Here is a 19,832-nt window from a genome sequence, read left to right on the forward strand (position 1 = left end):
TATGCGTGAGATTTTCTCACATAAAAAACAGCGGAGAAAACATGCTTCAGGAATTACCTCCTCTCAATGCCCTGCGTTCATTCGAGGCAGCGGCAAGGCTGCAAAGCATCACTCTGGCGGCGCAGGAGTTGTATGTGACCCACGGTGCCATCAGCAAACAGGTGCGCCTACTTGAGAACTTCCTGGGATTCAGCCTGTTTGTGCGTCAACACAGGCAACTGGCGCTCACAGATGAGGGGCGACAATACCTGCCGCAGGTGCAGGCAGCACTGCAGACCCTGGCCAATGCCACCGCCGAGCTGAAACGTCAAAGTCTCAAGGCGCAGACCCTGGCCATCAATGTGTTACCCAGCCTGACCATCAACTGGTTGATCCCGAGAATGGAGGAGTTCAAGTCACACTTTCCACAGCTGTATGTGGATCTCACTATGGGCGACTTCGCTGTCGACTTTGCCAATGGTCGCTACGACATTGCCATTCGCTCCGCCACCAGCGAGCCTCAGGGGATGAATGTGATCAAACTGATGGATGAAGAGCTGTGCCTGGTATGCTCGCCGCTGCTGGCCCCTAAATTGAAACGGCCCGAGGACATCAACAAGGTGACGCTGCTGAAGCACACCACCCGTCCTGAGCTTTGGCCTTATTGGGCCAGGCAACTGGGGATAACATTGACCACAGAGCAGAAGTTTGGCGTCGAGCATTTCTATATGCTGAGTCAGGCCGCCGCCAGCGGCATGGGGGCGGCACTGATCCCGCGTTTCTTTATCGAAGATCAACTCAAGGCCGGCACTCTGGTGATCCCCTTTGAAGCGCCCTTTGTCAGCCCCTACAGCTATTATCTGTTAACCCCCAAGTCCAGCAGCCTGCCACGTAAATCGGCGCTGTTTATCGATTGGCTGCTGTCTGAGTTTGCGCCCTACCGCTTGAAGCCAAACAGTGGCAAGTAGTCGGCATTGTCCGCCAGACTGACCTCAAAGCGCAGCACTTTGTGGCACATGGCAAACAAAGACTCTCCCAACCAACGGGGATCGAAGGCATCAAGAGCCCTGAGCATACCCGAAGGGCCGGCATCGCCCTTGAGCTCTATAGGGGTCAACACATCAATAAAACTGGCCACCAAACCATAGAGATCCCGTTCGGCATCCCCTTCAAGGGCCCAGAGATCCGGGTCGGCATATTGAGCAGCATAGTGCCTGGCCGCTATGTCCTGACCCAGGCCAAAGTTCAAAAGCACGGCGCTATCGCCATTGCAAACAATATTCTTCGGGCAGATGGCACGATGGAAAATATCCAGTCTGTGGAGGTACTGCAGTGCCGTCAGCAACTGCCGAAACCAGTCTATCACCTGTTGCGGCGATTGGATCTCGGCGCAATCCAAAGCAACTCCTCGCTCCCAGGCCCTGGCAATGAAGACCCTGTCGCTGCCGCCAAGTTCGCCAAAGGCCAATACCCGCTCCACATTGGGGTGATAAATGCGGCTCAGGCTGCGGTATTGATGATTAAGACCTGGCCAGTCCTGCTGCAAAAAACGGTAGACAGACAGCCCGACATCGAACTGTCCCTGAAGGTGAGTGGCGCGCCAGAGTTCACTGTGAGCTGCCTGATAGATAACTTCTTCGAGGCGGAAGTGATGGTCGATAACGCTGCCCTCGGCTATCTCTGTATCGCTATCCAGGCTGTCACAGACTCCAGTTTCGATAAGCGCGCTGAGGTCGGCTCTAAGCTCATCAAGATCCGCGCCCCGCCCTGCCGCGACTCGCTGGAACCAGAGATAGATACGTGGCTGATGAGTGGCCAGCGCCAGGGGCAAGAATCGCTCGGCATAGCGCCTGAGATCCTCGTCGATACTGATGTCATCACGGATATCGATAAACTCGACTTCGCCATCATCACCGATAAACAGGCAGTGCTCATCCCAGCCACCGACACAGATATTACGCCGATGAATTTGCGACAGACTGGTGGCCCCGCGGCGCAGTATCTCCAGCAGTTGATAGATGCTGAGCCGCTCGATTTCCAGCAGATGAATAGGCACACCTCTTGGCATGCGAATAGGCAACACCAACTGCTCGCCATCCTGAATAAGGGGCGCAGAGTAAGGCACGCCGCTGCAACCGGACAGTTTCTGTAACCGTTGAAACTCCCCCCGCAGCCGCTCTTCATGCTGTCTTGCTTCAGAAAGCTGCTCGAAATGGGTAGGGATCAGAATTTTCAGCAGCCAGGGCGCGGTCCAGCCGCCGGGATTGTACTCGGCCTGCCAGACTTCGAGGCCACTTTGCAGGAACAGGCATTTGAGCTTGATAAAATCCTGTATTTTATTGTTGCGCTGTTCCACCAGAGCCACCTGCCCCAGAGTGTCCAACACCGCCTCTTTCTGACGCTGATTGATCTGGTGCTTATGGGGAGCCGTCAGGCCCCACTCTTTGGTGAGCGCAGCGATGATCTGCCTTGGGGTATAGATGCTCAGGGCACCGTCCTGCTTCTCCAGCTCTATGGCTTCGCCCTTGTGACCTGTTACAAATACCATGCCTTGGCACCAGGGAGCATAGACACCGACCGGGATCTTGTTCTTCAGCTTACCGGCCAAAACTCTGGCAACATAATTGGCCTTGGACAGGCTGTTGTCCACCTCGCGACCATCCAGCGACCAAGCGTGCAGACCGGCATTGAGTCGGCCGATATAGCCTTTGACATCGATGACATACACGCCCCACTCGCCGACCACCAGAGCATCCACCTCCATCGCTTGCCCGGACTGAGTCGGGATCTCAATATTGGTCAGCAGCAGATAATCTTTGGGTAACTCATCACCCAGCAGTTCAAAGGCCCAGCGCTCGGCGTCGTTGACCGGGGTTCCAAAACTGATGTGTTTGGCCATATCACTCTCCCTGAGATTGGCAATCCGTGAGTGCAGAATAAAAAGCCACCCAAATTTGGGTGGCTCAGGAAAAATTCACTTATCTTCAGTGGTGGCAGTGCTCATCACACTCATGGTCATCATCGGCAAACTCGTCATCGCCGTCCTGATGCTGCATCACGCCCCAACCATCTGTCATACCGTCAAACTCGGCGGCAAAGCTGTTCAGCTCGGTTTCGCGCGCCACCAAAGCCTGATACTCGGGCACCATATTGATGCAGACAATCAGCTCCCACTTTTCAATCTCTTCGTTGAACTGCAGCTCAACTTCGCCGGCCAGCTCGGATTGACTCAGATCTTCCAATGCCGATTCAGCGTCGCGCTGATCATCAAACACCAGGAAAAAGTCCACATCCAAAGGCTTGCTCAAGTCGATACCCGACTCCTGCATTGCCTGCAGCATCTTGCCGTTGTCATCATCTGGAAATTGCATTCTGTTCCCCTTGCGCCTATTGCGCCGCAACTATTTTAACCGTTTCGCCGTTGAAGCTGACCAGATCGCCCGGCAGCAGTTTCTTGCGCTTGCGGGTTTCAACCTCGTTATTGACCAGCACCAGCCCTTCGGCAATCACATGCTTGGCCTCGGCGCCGGCACTGGTCATGCCTTCTGCCTTCAGCACCTTATAAAGCTCAATATACTCATCGCCGCTATTGAGGGTGAATTCGCTCATTTTCTGTGTCACTGTGACCTTGCCTTGCTGGAATTGACTCTATTTGGGGCGGATTATAGCAGCAAGCATCCGCTTGGGGGAGAGAAGTCAACGACGCTCATCGCTGAGCAGGCCATAGGCTCTGTCATCCACCCAAAGATCGCCGATACGGAAGTTGTGCCGCAATATTCCCTCAAGCTCGAAGCCACATTTCTCCATGACCTTGGCCGAAGCCAGATTGTCATTGGCGCAGTGACCGATGAACTTGTGAATATTGAAGCTCAAACAGCCCCAATCTATTACCCCGCGCAGCGACTCTGTGGCATAGCCCTTCCCCTGCATATCCGGATGCAACAGGTAACCTACCTCGGCCTGCGCCAGCTCAGGATCGACACAGTAAAAGCCGGTCAAGCCAACAAAGCAGTCGCTGCCCAGTTCTTCAATCACCAGCGTCAGCCAATCCCCGGACTCGTAACACCAAGGCTGGCTTCGCTGCTCAAACTTGGCTTTAATCTGCTCCTGCGGCTCCGGCTCACGTACAAAGCGGCCCACCTCAGGATCGCAATGCAGCGCCAGAAACGCCGGCCAATCTTGCGCCGTCAGAGTCCTGAGCCTGAGTCTATCGGTATAGATTTCTATCACTTGCTTAAACTCTTACAGCTTAATCGCGACTGGTAACTTCAAGCAGGTGAAAACCAAAAGCGGTTTTGACCGGCCCCTGTACTTCATTAAGCGGCGCGCTGAACACCACTTCATCAAACTCGCGCACCATCATACCCGGGCCGAAAGAGCCCAGCTCACCGCCTTGGGCTCCTGAAGGGCAGGCGGAATGTTTACGGGCCAACTCGGCAAAATCGGCGCCATCGATAATCTGTTGCTTCAAGCTGGCACATTCCTCTTCGGTCTTTACCAGTAGATGTCTTGCTGTTGCCTGCACCATAATTTGCTCCTCAGTAATCTTGGCCAAGTGGCCTTTTTCGGTGGTTCACCGAACAAGGCCAGCCAGTATAATATCATTCTGTGTCAGAAGTTAACTGACACAACAATAATGGCAAGCCTTGAATTGAAAATGAAAAACGCCGTCTGATGACGGCGTTTTGAGTTTGCTTATCAAAGACTCGACTTAAGTCTGGTCTCAGGCTGATGCTTTCTGCTTCAGCTGTTTTTCTATCCAGAGATCTATCTTGGCTTCCATCACCGCCATGGGTAAGGAACCCGTGGTGAGAATTTGATCGTGGAAGGCCTTGAGATCGAAGTCGTTCCCCAGGGCTTTCTCGGCCCGGGCTCTAAGCTCCAGGATCTTCAGCTGACCGACTTTATAAGACAGTGCCTGACCAGGAATTGCCATATAGCGCTCCACCTCGGCGATAATGTCGCTTTCTGCCAGCGGAGAGTTGTCTTTCATATACTGAATCGCCTGTTCGCGGCTCCAGCCCTTGGCATGCAGGCCGGTATCCACCACCAGACGCATCGCCCGCAGCATTTCATCCGAGAGCTTGCCGAAATACTGGTATGGGTCTTCAAACAGCCCCATCTCTATTCCAAGATATTCGGCATAGAGGGCCCAGCCCTCTTCAAAGGCAGTGTAACCGCTGAAACGCTGGAACTCAGGCACGCCCTGCAGCTCTTGCTTGATGGCTATTTGGAAGTGGTGACCCGGCGCCGCTTCATGCAATGACAAAGTGGTCATGCCCCACTTGGGCTGAGCTTTCAGGTTATAGGTGTTGATGTAAAACACCCCTGGACGACTGCCATCGACGGCCGGTGCTTCATAAGAGGCTCCGGCGGCCGATTTTTCACGGAAGCTTTCAACCGGCTTAACTACATAGTCGGCCTTGGGCATCACATTGAAGTAGCCGGGCAGTACGGCATTGATCTTGTCCTTGAGCACCATATAGCCGTCAATTAAGCCCTGCTTGTCACTGAAGAAGTACTCTGGCTCGGATGACAGTGAAGCAAAGAAGGCCTTGAGATCACCTTCAAAACCCACTTGCTGGCGCACCTTGTCCATCTCATCGAGGATCCGCGCCACTTCCTTGAGGCCGATTTGATGAATATCGTCCACCGCCATAGTGGTTGTGGTATGGGCATTGGCCAGATGTTGATACCAGACTTTACCGTTAGGCAGCGCCCACCAACCGTCAGTGGCCCGCGAGGCCGGCAGATAGGTTTGCTCAAAATATTGCTTGAGTGAGGCGATAGCCGGCAGCAACTCTTGGCTGATCATCTGTTGATATTCCTGCTCAATCAAGGCACGCTCGGCGGCATTGAAGCTCTCGGGCATCTTGGTCACCGGGGCGTAGAAGATACTGTCTTGAGGCTTATCCACCAACTGTGCTTGCAACTGAGGGATAAGCCGCTCGACCAATACCCGTGGCAGCACAACCTTGCTGGCAATGCCCTCATCCATACGCTGTTTCGCCAGCTCAGTCCATTTGACAAAACCTTTCACCCTCTGCTGCCAGTTGGCGTAATCCTGCGGGGTATTGAAAGGCTGGGCACTCTCACCGCTGCCAAGCTGCACCATGGTAATCACTGTGCTGTAGAACTGGCTTATTGGCATAAAACGGCTGGGGAAGGTTTCATCCACCAACGCCATGTCCCTGTCATAGACAAACATGTCGTAACTGAGTTGCAACTGTTCGGGCAAGGCTTGTCTATCTATGGTCTTGGCCTGGGCGGCGTAGCGGCTATTGAGTTCATGGCGCTGTTTGAGGTAAGCCTCGGAGAGGTCGCCACCGAAAGTATCGTTATAATCATTGACCCCAACAAAGGTAGCATAGATGGGCTCAAGCTTGAGGTAGTCCTTGAAGAACTGATCCACCATGGCGAGATAAGCCTGCTCTGCCGTTTGTGCCATTGCCGCAGCGGGCTGTTGCTCCGCCTGTGGCTGAGTCACCAAAGTGCTCTCCTCTTTAGAGCAAGCGCTCAACGCCAAAATAATAGAGCACAGCAAAAACCCTTTTTTCATTGTCGTTATTCTCCTGTCACAACTCAGTAGATGGATTGGTTAACTATACTTGTAGCAGTCACTAGCTCGGAGCCAACCCATGATTTATTCCTTCAGTAACTCGGGTTTCAGGGATCCGGAAACCGGGGTCTATAACCGGACCTATTTTATGGAAGTCTTTCACCGTGAATGGTATCGCCATCTGCGAGATCACCAGAGTCTGGCGCTATTGTATCTTTGCCCTCACATACATGAAACAGTTAACCAACCTCACCTGCTGGAATTCTTTGCCAAACAGGTGCAGGAAGCCTTGCTGCGCAATACAGATCTACTGGGGCGCATGAACCACCACCTGTTCGCCCTTGGTCTGTTCAACGTCGATAAAATGGGGACAGAGAAAGTGATTGAGCGGATTAATGAAAAGCTCAAGGCCTTCAGCGAAGAGTACAGCAAGTTTCATCATCTTCGGCTGGATTATCGCCTGGCGGCCTGTATTTGCTTACCCAACAAAGAATTGAAACCCGAAACCCTGTTTATTGACGTCGAAACCTTGAGCCATCAGTTGGAAGAGCAGGACAGTGCCCTTTCAAGGGTCAAGGAAGTTCATTGACACTCAGACAATAAAAAAGCCCCTTGCGGGGCTTTTCACTGACATCACATTAGAGCGAAACGTTGTGGATCCGCGCTTTCTCTTTTATGTATGACAGATAGCTGGTGGCGCTACGTGCAGTCTTGGAATCCTTGGAGGCCAATTCGGCACGGCGGTAAGCCGACTTATAGTCTTTCAGGTTCAAGTAGGCCAGTGCCAGCTCAAACTGAGCTTCGCCTGGGTTTTGCAGTCCGGCATCCAGTGCTTGCTTGAATACCGGAATCGCTTCCTTGAACTGCTGATCCAGGGCCAGCAGACGGCCTTGTTTCAGGTACAGCTTGCCATCGTTACCGGCAGCAGCTGCTTGACCATAATAGGCCGCGGCCTTCTTCAACTCCTTGGCGTTGTGGAAGAAACCGGCCAACATAGACAGGTTTTTCTCATTCTTTTCGATAAGCCCTTGTTTCATATGCTTCTCGAAAATCACAGCGCCGCGATAAGCCGAACCTTTGGACGCCAACAGTTGCGACAAACGAGTGATGTTATCAGCGGTTTCCAGGAAACCGTTCTGATAAGCCAGATCGTAAGTCACTGTTGCCTTGTCGAAGTCCTCGGTCAACAGATAGAGCTGAGCCAACTGAACCCAAAGACGCTTATCGTCCTGAAACAGGGGTACCATAGTTTCCAGAACACCAACCGCTTTCTTGTACTGCTTGAGGTTGAAGTAAGCCTGGAACTTAAGCTGATAAAGGTTCTTGTCAGGCTTTTCCGCCAATGACAAACCTTTGTCCGCTGTTTTCAGCACGTTTGGATAGTCTTTCAATTCTGTATAGGCAATACCGATACGACGGTAGACCACAGGATCTTGCTTACAGGAGAAGTCCATCCACTTGTTATAGTAGGTGATAGCTTCTTTAAACTTCTTCTCCTGCAGCAGCAGATCCGCATACAACTTCAGCGTTGCACTGTGGTCGGTTCCGCCGAGGATATCGGCTTCTACCGCCTGCTTCAGGTACTTGATGGAGGTGCCCATCTGACCTTTTTCAGCGTAGAAGTTACCCAACATACGGGCGATATAGGCCTTGTCGAAGTCGTTACGGGCATTGGCTTCCAGCAATACGGCGATTGCTTCGTCCAGATTACCGTCCTGATAGGCTTCAAAGGATCTCTGCACCTTTTTGGCAGCAGTTTGACCCACAGCCTTGGCCTGACGCTGGTCGATAGGACACTTCTCAGCGGCCTGGGCGATTGGCGCCAGCAGCACTGCACTGCCTGTCAAAGTCAACAGCATGGCTGCAGCAAGCTTATTCACTTTTTGCATCTTATCTGTCTCCTTGGTTCAGGGTGAAGTCCAGCTGAACTGTCATACCGGGTTGCTTCATCGGCTTACCGTCAACAATCTTCGGCTTGTACTTCCACTTCTTCAGTGCACGAACCGCTTCACGATCAAAGATCCTTCTCGGTTCAGCCTGGATAACTTCAACATCATCAACACCACCGAGTTCGTTGATGGTAAAGCGAAGTTGTACCCAACCTTCTTTACCGTCACGCGCCGCAGCAATGGGATACTGAGGTTCAATCCGCACTATAGGTGTTGCATCACCGTCACGGGTCATCATGTTGCCCAGCTTAAAGCCTGTGCTTGGACCGCCTGCTTCTACTCCACCCATATTGAATGACATATTGGTATCAATATCAGAAGAGCTATCCGGTGGCGTTTCCGCTGGCTTCGGTGGCTGCTCTGGTGGTGGGGGTGGCTTAGGTGTCACCCTTGGTTTCTTCTGTGCCTTCGAATCCTGCTTGTCCATTGTGATCTCGATAACTGGCGTTTCGGCTGAGGTGTCGCCGCGTTGTGCGCCACCTCCGACCAGGAATGCCATAAACCAGAACAGACCAAAAGTCACAGCAGCACCAATAATGATAGATACTAGTGCTCTTAACATATCAGTCGTTCCCCGCAGATACCGAGACCTTATCAATACCAGCAGCCTTCACCTGATCCAGTACCTTAACAACCAAGCCGTGTTGGGCTTCTTTGTCTGCCTGGATCAGAACGGCGGCTTCTGGTGCCTCCGCCAACATACGTTCTACGTTAGCGGTTACTCGTTCAATATCAACCTGACGGTTTTCCATCATGATCACGCCGGTTTTGCTGACGCCGATAAAGATGTTCGCCGAAGGTTTTGAAGTCGCTGTGGACGCCTTGGGTTTGTTGTAGTCCAAACCGGATGGCTTCACAAACGAGGTGGTCACAATGAAGAAGATCAGCATGATGAACACGATGTCGAGCATCGGGGTCATATCGATCTGTGCTTCCTCTTCTACACTGGAATGCTTCTTACGTGCCATGTTCAATCTCTCTCTAGTGGTGTGGCAGGCTGTCTTTCAGCTTTTCCAAGCTGATTTTCATCTTGGCGTCCAAACGAGTGCTAAAGAACACCCCGGACAATGCCGCGACCATACCAGCCATAGTTGGCATAGTGGCCATAGAAATACCAGCTGCCATCAGACGAGCATTACTCGTCCCCTGAACTGCCATAACATCGAACACTGAAATCATACCTGTCACTGTACCCAGCAGACCTATCATAGGGCAGATGGCTACCAGTGTTTTGATGATCAGCATACGTGCATTCATATCTTGCTTCGCTTGGGATACCCAAGCTTCACGGATACGGTGTGCATACCAGGAAGTCGTTTCCTCCCTGGCATTCCATGCGGCAATAATGTCTTTATGATTCTTTGGTGATACCCAGTTCAGATACCAGAATCTTTCAAGCATCAATACCCACATGAGAAACAGCACCGCCGCAACAAGCCAGAGGACGTCGCCTCCGGAGGCCATGAAGCCCCTGACGGAATCCCAAATGTCCATCAGGTATAGCATCATTAGTCAGCCCTCTTCTCTGCGTGTTCAGCAATGATACCGGCACTTTGCTCTTCAAGGATTTGAACAATAGACTTACTGCGAGCCACAACGATGGCATGACACAACATCAGTGGCAGAGCCGCAATCAGACCCTGTACTGTAGTAACCAGTGCCATAGAGATACCACCGGCCATCAGTTTTGGATCGCCAGTACCGAACAGCTGGATGCTCTGGAAGGTTGCAATCATACCGGTTACGGTACCCAGCAGACCCATCATAGGAGCGATAGCCGCCAATACTTTGATGATGGAGATACGTGTTTCCAGCGCTGGTGTTTCTTTCAGGATGGCTTCATCCAGTTTCAACTCCAGAGTCTCAACGTCAACATCTTTGTTCTCTTGGTACACTTTCAGTACACGGCCCAGAGCGTTGTTACCTGGGTTGGCAACATTCTTGGCCTGAGACTTAACACGGGCACCGATAAGAGTCAGAGTAACCAGACGCTCCAGAGAGATCAGCAGACCCAGAGCCAGCAAGGCGATGATGATGTAACCAATGGTACCACCGGCCTCGATACGGTCTTGGAAGCTGGCCTTCTGAGTGAAGATGTTCAGCAGAGTACCGCGGGCAGGGTCAACATACAGCTTGGCTGTACCTGAAGTGGTTTTTTCGAAGTCGGCGATAGGCTTAACCTGATAACCTTCAGGCTGCTGTGACAGCTCCTGGATCAGACCCAGCTCGTGGTTCAGAACCACATACTTGTTGTCAGCCAACAGGTTAAAGGCACCGATACGGTAGATGGTGGTGTTTTTCACGTTACCATCAATGTCGGTTACAGAACCTTCGAACTTAACCACTTTGCCAGACTCGGCCATTTCGAACAGTTGCTCTTCCCAGAAGCGCTCCAGTTCTTCAATCTTAGGCAGTTGCTTACGGGCACCCAGGTCTTGAACGAACTTGTCACGTCCTGGATATTGAGCACTGACGTTGGAGTTGATCAGCTTGCCGGCGAAATCGCCTGCTTCACCTTTAACCACACCAAACATTTCACCCAGGTCACCCTGAGCGGTTTTCAGATCTTCTTCGAGCTGAGCAATCTTACGCTCGTTATCGAGGAAGGCCTGGTTCAGGTCTTTACCACGCTGAGTTTCAGCAGCCAGCGCATCTTTTTCACGCTTCAGCAGAGCAGCCTTGTCGCCACGCTCGGCTTGGAACTCTTTCTCACGCTTGGCGTTGATTTTACCTTGAGCGGCACGCTCAACTTTAACTTGCTGCAGCAGTTGGTCAATCGTCTTAGGCGCCTCGGCGGCACTGGCCATACCGGCAGACAGTGAAAAACTGGCAGCAACGACGGCGGTAGTGATTAGCTTTTTCATTATTGTGCAGCCTCCGCAGCTGGAATTGGTAGTGCGAACAGATCCAGAGCCCCTTGTTTACGGGCGATACGAATACCCTTGGTGATGTCACGCAGGTAGCTGTCATCCAGCTTATCCCAGCCCTTGGTTTCAGGGTTGTACATCCAGGCAGTCTTCTGGTCCAGGCTCTGAGCGTACAGAGCTACGCGGCCCAAGCGGAAGAAATCAACCAGCACCTCTTTACCATCAAGATTCAGCTTACCGGTTTCAACGTCAACAAAGCTGCCGTATTCACGCTCGATGCTGTAAGCATCCAGGATCAGACGGAACTTTTCAGCCAGAGTCACTTCGGCAGTGTTAAGCAGGTCTTTGAGGTTTTTAACGCGCTGTGCACGGTCTTCAGATTTGAATGGCAGATCCAGAGCCACGAATTGCTCCAGTGCATCAACCATCTTAAACATCAAAGGAACAACACCCTGACGCAGTTTGTCTACGCCATTGATATCGTCCTGAATGGATTTCATTGTGGCTTCCTGATCAGCGACCAGTCCAGCCAGATAATCATTGTAGGCTTTGAGAGATTCACGCTCGTCAGCAACGGCGGAATATTCGAAAAGCATATCTTGAGCCTGGTCAAAATACTTATCGATCTTCTTCTGTGACGCAACGGCGTCTGACTGCAGACGACCCGCGGCTTGTTGCGCGTCGGTAAGAGGATCTGCAACGACTAAGTTGCTGCTGGCGAGTGCCAGCGCGCCAACAAGCGCAGAAGCGATTTTTGTTCTATTGCTTACCTTGGACATAGTTCCCAACCAATTTGAAGTGATTAAAAAGGTTTAACTTTTCAGCAACAGTGCCCCGAATATCCCTATTTCAACGGCAGGTGGTGCTATCAAGTATGTCTTTCTCTTGTGATTGTTAGTTTTTTATCTTCCCTTTCCTATGCCCCTGAAGGCATAGACCCGCTGGCATCATTTCACAAAATGTTGACCTGTGTCAACATTTGAAATGAGACGAAAACGCTGGAAACTAAGGCTAACTGTGTGATTAATCATCAATGGCTTTTTTTTACATTTAGTGATCAATTGTCAGCCATCTTCTTGAACGGTGAATAGCGGTAAAAACAGCACCAACTAATATTTAACCTTATGATTTATATATAATTAAAAAGCATAAGTCGGTGCGTTATGTTTTATCAATCTTGAAAGAATTCAATTCTGTCGAGCGATGGCAATACACTTTTTCCAAGTGATTACTGTCCTTGGGAAAGCGGTTTAACCACAAAGCCGTCTCCCCTGCTCTCTTGCCATGAAATCAATTGGCAGCCCGGGTCGACTTCAGTTGTTACGCAATAGTGTTTTGTCAATTTGCGACTATGTCTTACTTATATAGAGAGTTTAAAAAGTAAAAACCCCGGAAGGTATCCCGGGGTTTCATTCAATGAAGCTGACTTAATTCATCCAAAGATGAAATCTGCCATTAGAACTTCATGCTGGCACGAACGAAGAAGTAGCGGCCCAACATATCATAGGTATAAGGGTCGGTATTCGAGTCGTTGTTACCTGTGTAGTATGGAGGCTCTTTGTCGAACAGGTTGTTGACACCACCGGATACGCGGATGCGGTCGGTGATATCGTAAGAACCCGACAGGTCATGGTAAACCACGCTGTCAACTGAAGGCGCGTAGCAGCTGCCATCGTCGTTCTTACAAGCAAATGAATCCATACCGTCTATATAGCGGGCTTCATAAGTGACAGTCCAGTCATCACCGGCTGCAGTGATGTTCAGGTTGCTCTTGAATTTGGCATAAGCACCCACACCACCTGTGATGTAACCACGATAGTCAACCGCATTACCATCCGGGTCAAACTCTTCATACTCGCTCAGGATAGAGCTGTCCCAGCCGGCTTTCCAGTCCAGACCGAAGGCATTGAATACGTAGGCAACGTTGATATCGTAACCAGAGGTATTGGTAGCACCTATGTTCTGCAGACCGTTATCGAACTTGATACGACCACTATTGTCGATTTCGATATTGGAAGACTGACACAGCGCAGTGCCTGTGTTGATCTTGTTGCCACCGGCATCCAGACACTGGTTGGCAACATAGTTGTTGTCAACTGAAGTAATAGTGTTGGAGATCTCGATGTCATAGTAATCGACGGTCAGAGACAGACCTTCTACAAAGCTTGGTGAATACACCAGACCCAAAGTAGTGATATCAGCTTCTTCAGGGGTCAGCATTTCGTTACCACCAACAGTCACTTCAGCCTGGTCCTGATCGGTGGCAGGGTGAACTATCTGTTCGAACGATGGTGACTTACCACCGTACAGTTCATATACAGTTGGTGCACGGAAGGCTGTAGACATGCCACCGCGGATCATCAAGTCATCATATACACGCCAAGTCAGACCCAGTTTCCAGGTAGTATCATCACCGAAAGTGCTGTAGTCGAAGTAACGCATAGCGGCACTCAGATCCACTTGTTGTGCCAAAGGCAGCTCGCTCAGCAGTGGGATTGCCAATTCTGCGTAGAATTCGTTAACGCTGAAATCACCGGCAGTTGGCTCAACACGAGGATCGTTTGCCAGCCCCTGAGAAGTCAGGGAATCCGGAGTATAATGAGCCGCTTCTTTACGGTGCTCATAACCCGCTGCAAAGCCCATCATACCGGCAGGCATTTCAAACAGATCGCCGGACAGAGTCGCTGCAATCACATCCAACTCACTGCCACCGCTGTTCACTTCGGTATAGATGTATGGCTTGATGCTCTCACCTTCCCATGAAGATTGCAGGAAAGGATCGAAAGTGCCTTCGAGTACCGCAGCGTTGATAGAACCTAAGTTGTGCAGGTTAGCCAGAGTATCGGTTGAGTCGTTCTTACCTTTGTTATAAGAAGCATCCCAGGTCCAGCCGTTTTCAAACTCACCTTCCAGGCCAACAACGATACGTATGGTGTCTACTACCTGGTCAAAGTCACGGGTACCGGACTCAACCATACGACGACCATAAGCCAGTTCTTCACCTGGCTGAACCCAAGGCAACAGGTCATCAGTCATCCAGCCGCCGGCTGATTTTGGATTGTAAACCCAGGCATCACCGTTCCAGATTGGCTGAGGCGCCATCTGCTGATTGGACCAACGCTTGGAGTACATGGCTTCGGTGAAGAAGCGAATAGATTCGGTCAGTTCATAAGTACCGGCCATGGACAGGTTCAAACGCTCCATTGGCGTCGACAGATAGCTGTCCTTGGCGTAGTTGTATCTGTCAGCATCACCGAACTCGTGGTAGGTACCCCCCAGGCCACTCAGATCGGCCTCAGACATGCCATCAAAGTACTGGAACTTTGGCTTGCCTTCACCGTTATCAACATATTCACCATAGTAGCCCTTGTCACCTATGGCATAAGCACCTTCAGGTCCGGTGCCAACAATACCAAAGTTGTTGTCACCCCAGACATGGCCGCCTTGAGAGTAGCTACTACCGCCACAGTACAGGCTACGGTCCCCTTTTGGACCTGTCTCTGCAATCGGACAGTTGGAGAAATCGCGATCTGCCTGGCTGGCATCACCGCGCTTGGTGTACTGAGCATTAACGACGATATTACCTTTCTCGAAGGTGTTACCCAGAGTCATGTCGATGCTGGACTCGTCGGCATCGCCTTCTCCGGAAATACCGGTCTGAACGTTGATTTCAAAACCGTCGAAATCTCTTTTCAGAATGATGTTAACCACACCGGCAATCGCATCGGTACCATAAATGGCAGAAGCACCATCTTTCAGTACTTCGACACGCTGGATCATGGAAACTGGGATAGTGTTAAGGTCAACAGAAGAAGCTGCACCGGTACCGGATGCAATCATACGACGACCATTCACCAGAACCAGAGTACGGTTGTCACCCAAACCACGCAGGTTGATACGAGAGTTACCGCCTGAGCCGTTGTTGATACCGGCGTTGGTCATGGCGCCACCGGCAGAGGTCATTTTCTGTAGAACGTCATCAATGTTAACGGCACCTGACGCTATGATAGATGAAGCATCGATCACGCTAACAGGGCTTGCTGTTTCCATATCGGTGCGCTTGATGCGAGAGCCTGTAACCTGAATACGCTCTACATTGTCAGCACCTTCTTCGGCCGCCAAAACGGTTGGAGCGCTAAAAGCAGTCGCTGCAACACCACCAACCAATGCCAGACGCACTGCGTTGGTTAACGAATTATTCTTATACATACTTATCTCCCTTTCGACATCTTGTGTCTTGGTAACGGATCCGAATGCTTTGCCCGGATCCTTTAGTTGTTTGCAGGTAGACATAAGTTAACCAGCAACAATTTCACGCAAATAAAATCACATAACAAACATTTTATCAACATTTGAAACGTTAATATTGCATATAAAATTAACAACAAAAGAGAGAAGGTATTATTTCACTGAGCTTGAATATAACGGCTATCACAGCGGTATTAGGTATTTGGGGTAGTGTTATAACTTGTAACAGCCTGAAGTAAGGGGAGTTTGTCGCGATGCCTTTTCCCACCAAAAACGTAACACATGTGTTACATACCTCTTTCTGGAAAGGAGTGTGAGCACTTGTGTTTTTCCAATAAAAAAGCGCCTTTCGGCGCTTTTTTGAACAGCTCAATCTGTAATCAGAGGGTATAGCGAATACCTATTGCAATGCCATCATCTTCAGACAATTCCATAGCAGCCTCTTCGGCGCCCTTGAAATCAGAGAAGTCTTTACGGCCTTCAACATACAATACGGTATTGGCATCCCATATATAGTGAACACCCATAACCACAAACTGACGCTTGAACACATCACCACCATAAGCCTGCTCGTAAGCATCGCCGGCGTTCAGTAAGTTGTATGAGACAAAGGTACGAATATCATTGTCAAAGCGGTACGAAACCAGAGTTTCAACACCATAAGATTCAGGGATCAAACGCCCCAGATTATCTGTATCGTGGAACTCGTTCTTGTTGACGTTGGCAGCGGCATACAAACCTTGATTATCCCAACCACCCCAAGTAATACCTGCACCATAGATATAGTCAGACTCGGAGAAAGTACTGCCATCTGCGCGGGTCGCTTCAAACTCACCATAGTTATAGCCGGCCATCAGGCTGAGATCTTTGCTGACCGCATAGGTCAAGGCAATGCCATAAGTGTTGTTGAATTCCACCTTGGTGGCGGTTCCGGCAGTCGCAGCAGTGCCGGTAACAGGCGCATGATCCCTTGGCGGGAACGGGTTGGTACCTGAACTTTCATCCATCAAGAAGTCATCGTGCTTCAACTGGGTCTGGATGGCAAAACTGAAATCGCCAAAGCTGTTGCGATACTGAACCGTCTTATCACCACGACCGGTACCATTGATGGCGCCATCATCCTTATTGTAGGTATAGACACCGGCAGCGTTACCATCCCACACAAAGCCATAGTTGGTGTTGTACACCACGTCATACCAGGCGCCCCACTGTTTACCTATGGTCAGGGTGCCGTACTTGTCGTGAGAAAGTCCCGCATAACCAAGACGATTGTAGAAGAAATCATCCTGGACTGATTCAAACTTGCTGCTATAGACAATATCGCTGTTACCGAATGGGTTGACACCCCATTCAAGCATCACAAACGCATTCCAGCCGTGGGTCAGCTCACGTTCAAAGCCAAAATTGATCCTGGAAGCACCATTGACGACTTCCGTTTCACCCTGAGTATTGATTACTCGGGCATCAACGAAACCGCCGATAGAGACTGCATTTTTTTGATCTTTGTAGATTTCAATAGCTTGAACCGATGGAACGGCCAAGAGTCCTGCCAGGACGGATGCGATGAGAGTCTTGTTCATTTGCTGTTAACCTTAAGTGTTTTCAGTCTGCCTACCCCATTCCGTTGTTTTATTTCCTTCCAAGGGTGGCGAAGATTAGCAAAAGGTCAGTAAAGCGGCAAAGACAAAAATCACATTTTTTATTAGTTTTACCTTAAAAAAAACCACAAGAACCGATAAAACCCAGCAATAAAACCATTTATTAACTTTATTAACTTTTTGAAACAAATTAAGCGTCAGATTAAACTCATTTGTCCCGTGCTGATTGATGTGAAACTTTCTTTCATTATGGAAAGTATTGGATCGGCTATCGGCTTGATCTGTCTTTCGATGTAGTAGTCATAATCAATGGCAGAACACCTGAGGGAAACAGCTTCGGGGCCATTGATTGTTACCAGGTAATCAATCCGGGTGCCCAAACGGCCATAACGAGGGTCGCCGGTCTGCTCCAACAGTTGTCTTGCGACCTTGACATGGGGTGATGCCTTGGCCTGATAGGCATCCAACTTACGCCTTAGCCGCTTGGAGAAAACAAGCTCGCTATCATAGTCACCGCGTTTGAGCGCTTCTATTTCTGTGGCCAGAAAGCCCACCACATCCAAGCCATTGAACATGCGCCGGTACAGCTCGTACTGCACTCGTCTGGCCAGGGGACTCCAATCACTGCGAACCTGCTCCATGCCTTTGAAGATGATATCCAACTGACCTTGACTATTGCGGCTGGCACCGACATAGCGCTTTTTGGAGCCTTCTTCCGAATCTCTGAGGGTGGGCATCAGAAACTGTTCATAATGGCGCTCAAACTCGAGTTCCAGATGACTCTGCAACTGAAAATGCTCCGCCAAATGCTGTTGCCACTTGGCGGTTATCCTGGCAGCCAACTCCCTGCCGAAGGCTTGCGGATCTGTTATATCATGCTGCTGTCCCAGCCAAACAAATGTCGAATCTGTGTCGCCATAGATGACACTCATGCCTTCGTCCTCAATCCAACGTTTGGTCTGCTGCATGATTTCATGGCCGCGCATGGTAATTGAGCTTGCCAATCGGGCATCGTGGAACACACAGCCCCGAGAGCCCAGTACCCCATAAAGCGAATTCATGATGATCTTGATTGCCTGAGACAGGGGAGCATTGGCTTGGGCCTTGGCGCTTTCCCGCTCTTGGGCCAACTTGGCGATAAGCGTTGGCAAGATAGGTTGTTTGCGACTGAATCTGGCACCGAGAAAGCCGGGAACCGTCTCAACTTCGGGTTCACCCATGCCCTGCACCAGCCCCATGGGGTCGATTAAAAAAGTACGGATAATCGAAGGGTATAGACTCTTGAAGTCCAGCACCAGAATGTCCCGGTAAAGGCCCGGAATGGAGTCCATCACATAGCCGCCGGGACTCTCCAGACCATCACTGGCCGGTGCTGCCGGCGCCACAAATCCGGCCCGGTGCAAGTGTGGCAGGTAGAGATGATTGAACGCCGCCACCGAAGCCCCTACCCGGCCAAACTCCAACCCGGTCAGCTGCGCCCGGGCCAAAGCAAAATTCAATAGATCGGTTTTATCGAAAATATCCAGTACCAGACGGCAATCGGTCAGATTGTAGTGGGCCAATGCCAATTTATCCTCTTGAAAGAGGTGGCTTATCTCCTGACCGCGATCTTCAACTTTATCTATCGCCTTGCCCTCACTCAAGAGTGCGCGGGAGACGAACTCGAGCGAATAGCGCTCAAACTGATAGAAGGCGGCCTTGAGCCAGTCTATACCGTCCAGCACCACTCTCCCGGGCAAGGAGAGGGTTTCCGGTCGATACTTGCCTTCCACCAACCAGGACATGGGCACGCCTCCGCGCCCAAGCCGTGCTTCAATACCATGATGGGCGTATCGTCGGCTCAGCAGTGCCAGGTCGAAATTGACAACCGACCAACCTATGATGATGTCCGGATCCCAGATACTGAACCAGTCAACCAAAGCCTGCAACAGGGCTGCTTCATCCCTGACCCAGTGGATATAGTCAGGCCCGTCCTGGGCTTGGCCTATCATGTACACGCGCTGAAACAGCTCTCCTTCGCGGTCACGACCGTAGAGTCCGGCGGAGTAGAGTTCACCCTGCATGCTGCATTCAAGATCGAGGGAAATAACAGCCAGACCTATATTGTTGAGCGAGGCTTTCCTGGCGCGACTGGCAACAAACCGCCTCAGCGCACCGCTTTCCTCGCTGAAATAACCGTAAAACTCGGCATCGAGCGCAATAAAGCGTTCAATCAAGAAACGCTGCTGGGGTTTAAGATCGGCTTCATACAAAGGCATCCCCTGATCCTGGGCCTGCTTTTGCAGCAACCGCATCTGTTGCCGACTGCGACTGTAAAGCGCTGCAACCTTGTCTTCGGCGAAGTTTCTCAGCGCCAGCGGCTGGGCCCTCACCTGGCTTAAACCCTGGCATAAAACCGCCACATCCTGCTCTTTGGCAAAGCAAACCTGTTCCTGCCCCGGCACCTCAACCAACACAGGCCCCAACTCGGTGGCCAAATAGTACTGCAGGCATAGCCCCTCGTCTCTCTGAGCCAGATGACGAGTAAGAATACGGCCCTTAAGGGTTTGCGGCGTGTTTTGGGGCATGAGTCGGGACAATCGCGTTTTAGAGGTTTATTAGCATAAGAAATTACTGGTAATATATACAGGAT

Annotated in this window: 17 protein-coding genes; 2 read left to right on the plus strand and 15 right to left on the minus strand. The window is 50.8% G+C overall.

Translation table 11 applies throughout. From position 1 onward, the window contains the following. Positions 1-41: 41 nt before the first annotated feature. On the plus strand, positions 42-947 hold the full coding sequence (gene gcvA / locus ON072_RS05770; RefSeq protein WP_274625988.1) for a transcriptional regulator GcvA: 906 nt from the start codon (positions 42-44) through the stop codon (positions 945-947). On the opposite strand, the gene ON072_RS05775 is transcribed toward gcvA, so the two are convergent. The 6 genes from ON072_RS05775 to ON072_RS05800 form a co-directional block, all read right to left on the minus strand. Further along, on the minus strand, positions 917-2,878 hold the full coding sequence (locus tag ON072_RS05775; protein WP_208145173.1) for an NERD domain-containing protein kinase family protein: 1,962 nt from the start codon (positions 2,876-2,878) through the stop codon (positions 917-919). The two genes, gcvA and ON072_RS05775, sit on opposite strands and share 31 nt — an antisense overlap. Before the next feature lie 85 nt (positions 2,879-2,963). Continuing rightward, positions 2,964-3,350 carry a ribonuclease E inhibitor RraB gene (locus tag ON072_RS05780; RefSeq protein ID WP_109247356.1) on the minus strand — a complete coding sequence of 129 codons (387 nt, stop codon included), beginning with the start codon at positions 3,348-3,350 and terminating at the stop codon, positions 2,964-2,966. A gap of 16 nt (positions 3,351-3,366) precedes the next feature. Next, complete coding sequence (locus ON072_RS05785) at positions 3,367-3,588, minus strand: RNA-binding S4 domain-containing protein (RefSeq protein WP_037475159.1); 222 nt, start codon at positions 3,586-3,588, stop codon at positions 3,367-3,369. 87 nt (positions 3,589-3,675) lie between these two features. Further along, on the minus strand, positions 3,676-4,209 hold the full coding sequence (locus ON072_RS05790; protein WP_208183772.1) for a GNAT family N-acetyltransferase: 534 nt from the start codon (positions 4,207-4,209) through the stop codon (positions 3,676-3,678). A 19-nt stretch (positions 4,210-4,228) separates the two neighbouring features. Then, positions 4,229-4,507: a peptidylprolyl isomerase gene (locus ON072_RS05795; protein WP_025011243.1), complete on the minus strand. Its 279-nt coding sequence runs from the start codon at positions 4,505-4,507 to the stop codon at positions 4,229-4,231. A gap of 195 nt (positions 4,508-4,702) precedes the next feature. Next, positions 4,703-6,538, minus strand: a complete 1,836-nt coding sequence (locus ON072_RS05800; RefSeq protein ID WP_107110616.1) for a DUF885 domain-containing protein — start codon at positions 6,536-6,538, stop codon at positions 4,703-4,705. Between the two features lie 79 nt (positions 6,539-6,617). Between ON072_RS05800 and ON072_RS05805 the strand changes: the two genes are divergently transcribed. After that, a complete protein-coding gene (locus tag ON072_RS05805; protein ID WP_025011241.1) occupies positions 6,618-7,127 on the plus strand; it encodes a diguanylate cyclase domain-containing protein in 510 nt (169 codons plus the stop codon). A gap of 49 nt (positions 7,128-7,176) precedes the next feature. Here ON072_RS05805 and ON072_RS05810 read toward each other — a convergent pair whose 3' ends face one another. The 9 genes from ON072_RS05810 to ON072_RS05850 form a co-directional block, all read right to left on the minus strand. Further along, the gene (locus ON072_RS05810) at positions 7,177-8,427 is read right to left on the minus strand and encodes a tetratricopeptide repeat protein (RefSeq protein WP_096142242.1); all 1,251 of its coding nucleotides are present in this window, start codon (positions 8,425-8,427) and stop codon (positions 7,177-7,179) included. A 1-nt stretch (position 8,428) separates the two neighbouring features. Then, positions 8,429-9,049 (minus strand): energy transducer TonB, encoded by a 621-nt coding sequence (locus ON072_RS05815; protein ID WP_025887156.1) that lies wholly within the window; start codon positions 9,047-9,049, stop codon positions 8,429-8,431. 1 nt (position 9,050) lies between these two features. Further along, positions 9,051-9,455 carry an ExbD/TolR family protein gene (locus ON072_RS05820; protein WP_025011238.1) on the minus strand — a complete coding sequence of 135 codons (405 nt, stop codon included), beginning with the start codon at positions 9,453-9,455 and terminating at the stop codon, positions 9,051-9,053. Positions 9,456-9,468: 13 nt separating this feature from the next. Next, on the minus strand, positions 9,469-9,996 hold the full coding sequence (locus ON072_RS05825) for a MotA/TolQ/ExbB proton channel family protein (RefSeq protein WP_081737208.1): 528 nt from the start codon (positions 9,994-9,996) through the stop codon (positions 9,469-9,471). Beyond that, positions 9,996-11,351, minus strand: a complete 1,356-nt coding sequence (locus ON072_RS05830; protein WP_025011236.1) for a MotA/TolQ/ExbB proton channel family protein — start codon at positions 11,349-11,351, stop codon at positions 9,996-9,998. Before ON072_RS05830 ends, ON072_RS05825 begins: the two co-directional genes overlap by 1 nt. After that, a complete protein-coding gene (locus ON072_RS05835) occupies positions 11,351-12,133 on the minus strand; it encodes a DUF3450 domain-containing protein (RefSeq protein ID WP_025011235.1) in 783 nt (260 codons plus the stop codon). Before ON072_RS05835 ends, ON072_RS05830 begins: the two co-directional genes overlap by 1 nt. 676 nt (positions 12,134-12,809) lie before the next feature. Further along, positions 12,810-15,563: a TonB-dependent receptor gene (locus tag ON072_RS05840; protein ID WP_025887155.1), complete on the minus strand. Its 2,754-nt coding sequence runs from the start codon at positions 15,561-15,563 to the stop codon at positions 12,810-12,812. 419 nt (positions 15,564-15,982) lie between these two features. Next, the gene (locus ON072_RS05845; RefSeq protein WP_025887154.1) at positions 15,983-17,182 is read right to left on the minus strand and encodes a porin; all 1,200 of its coding nucleotides are present in this window, start codon (positions 17,180-17,182) and stop codon (positions 15,983-15,985) included. Positions 17,183-17,397: 215 nt separating this feature from the next. Further along, complete coding sequence (locus tag ON072_RS05850; RefSeq protein ID WP_261752952.1) at positions 17,398-19,767, minus strand: DNA polymerase II; 2,370 nt, start codon at positions 19,765-19,767, stop codon at positions 17,398-17,400. Positions 19,768-19,832 lie beyond the last annotated feature (65 nt).

The sequence above is a fragment of the Shewanella sp. K8 genome, assembly GCF_028823715.1.
Taxonomy (GTDB): Bacteria; Pseudomonadota; Gammaproteobacteria; order Enterobacterales; family Shewanellaceae; genus Shewanella; species Shewanella algae.

Bases quoted from the DNA above. Each gene is read 5' to 3' on its own strand.
- ON072_RS05820 (WP_025011238.1), bottom strand. From the start codon at position 9,455: ATGGCACGTAAGAAGCATTCCAGTGTAGAAGAGGAAGCACAGATCGAT.
- ON072_RS05825 (WP_081737208.1), bottom strand. From the start codon at position 9,996: ATGATGCTATACCTGATGGACATTTGGGATTCCGTCAGGGGCTTCATG.
- ON072_RS05840 (WP_025887155.1), bottom strand. From the start codon at position 15,563: ATGTATAAGAATAATTCGTTAACCAACGCAGTGCGTCTGGCATTGGTT.
- ON072_RS05835 (WP_025011235.1), bottom strand. From the start codon at position 12,133: ATGTCCAAGGTAAGCAATAGAACAAAAATCGCTTCTGCGCTTGTTGGC.
- ON072_RS05850 (WP_261752952.1), bottom strand. From the start codon at position 19,767: ATGCCCCAAAACACGCCGCAAACCCTTAAGGGCCGTATTCTTACTCGT.
- ON072_RS05775 (WP_208145173.1), bottom strand. From the start codon at position 2,878: ATGGCCAAACACATCAGTTTTGGAACCCCGGTCAACGACGCCGAGCGC.
- ON072_RS05805 (WP_025011241.1), top strand. From the start codon at position 6,618: ATGATTTATTCCTTCAGTAACTCGGGTTTCAGGGATCCGGAAACCGGG.
- ON072_RS05795 (WP_025011243.1), bottom strand. From the start codon at position 4,507: ATGGTGCAGGCAACAGCAAGACATCTACTGGTAAAGACCGAAGAGGAA.
- ON072_RS05815 (WP_025887156.1), bottom strand. From the start codon at position 9,049: ATGTTAAGAGCACTAGTATCTATCATTATTGGTGCTGCTGTGACTTTT.
- ON072_RS05785 (WP_037475159.1), bottom strand. From the start codon at position 3,588: ATGAGCGAATTCACCCTCAATAGCGGCGATGAGTATATTGAGCTTTAT.
- ON072_RS05830 (WP_025011236.1), bottom strand. From the start codon at position 11,351: ATGAAAAAGCTAATCACTACCGCCGTCGTTGCTGCCAGTTTTTCACTG.
- ON072_RS05810 (WP_096142242.1), bottom strand. From the start codon at position 8,427: ATGCAAAAAGTGAATAAGCTTGCTGCAGCCATGCTGTTGACTTTGACA.
- gcvA (WP_274625988.1), top strand. From the start codon at position 42: ATGCTTCAGGAATTACCTCCTCTCAATGCCCTGCGTTCATTCGAGGCA.
- ON072_RS05800 (WP_107110616.1), bottom strand. From the start codon at position 6,538: ATGAAAAAAGGGTTTTTGCTGTGCTCTATTATTTTGGCGTTGAGCGCT.
- ON072_RS05780 (WP_109247356.1), bottom strand. From the start codon at position 3,350: ATGCAATTTCCAGATGATGACAACGGCAAGATGCTGCAGGCAATGCAG.
- ON072_RS05845 (WP_025887154.1), bottom strand. From the start codon at position 17,182: ATGAACAAGACTCTCATCGCATCCGTCCTGGCAGGACTCTTGGCCGTT.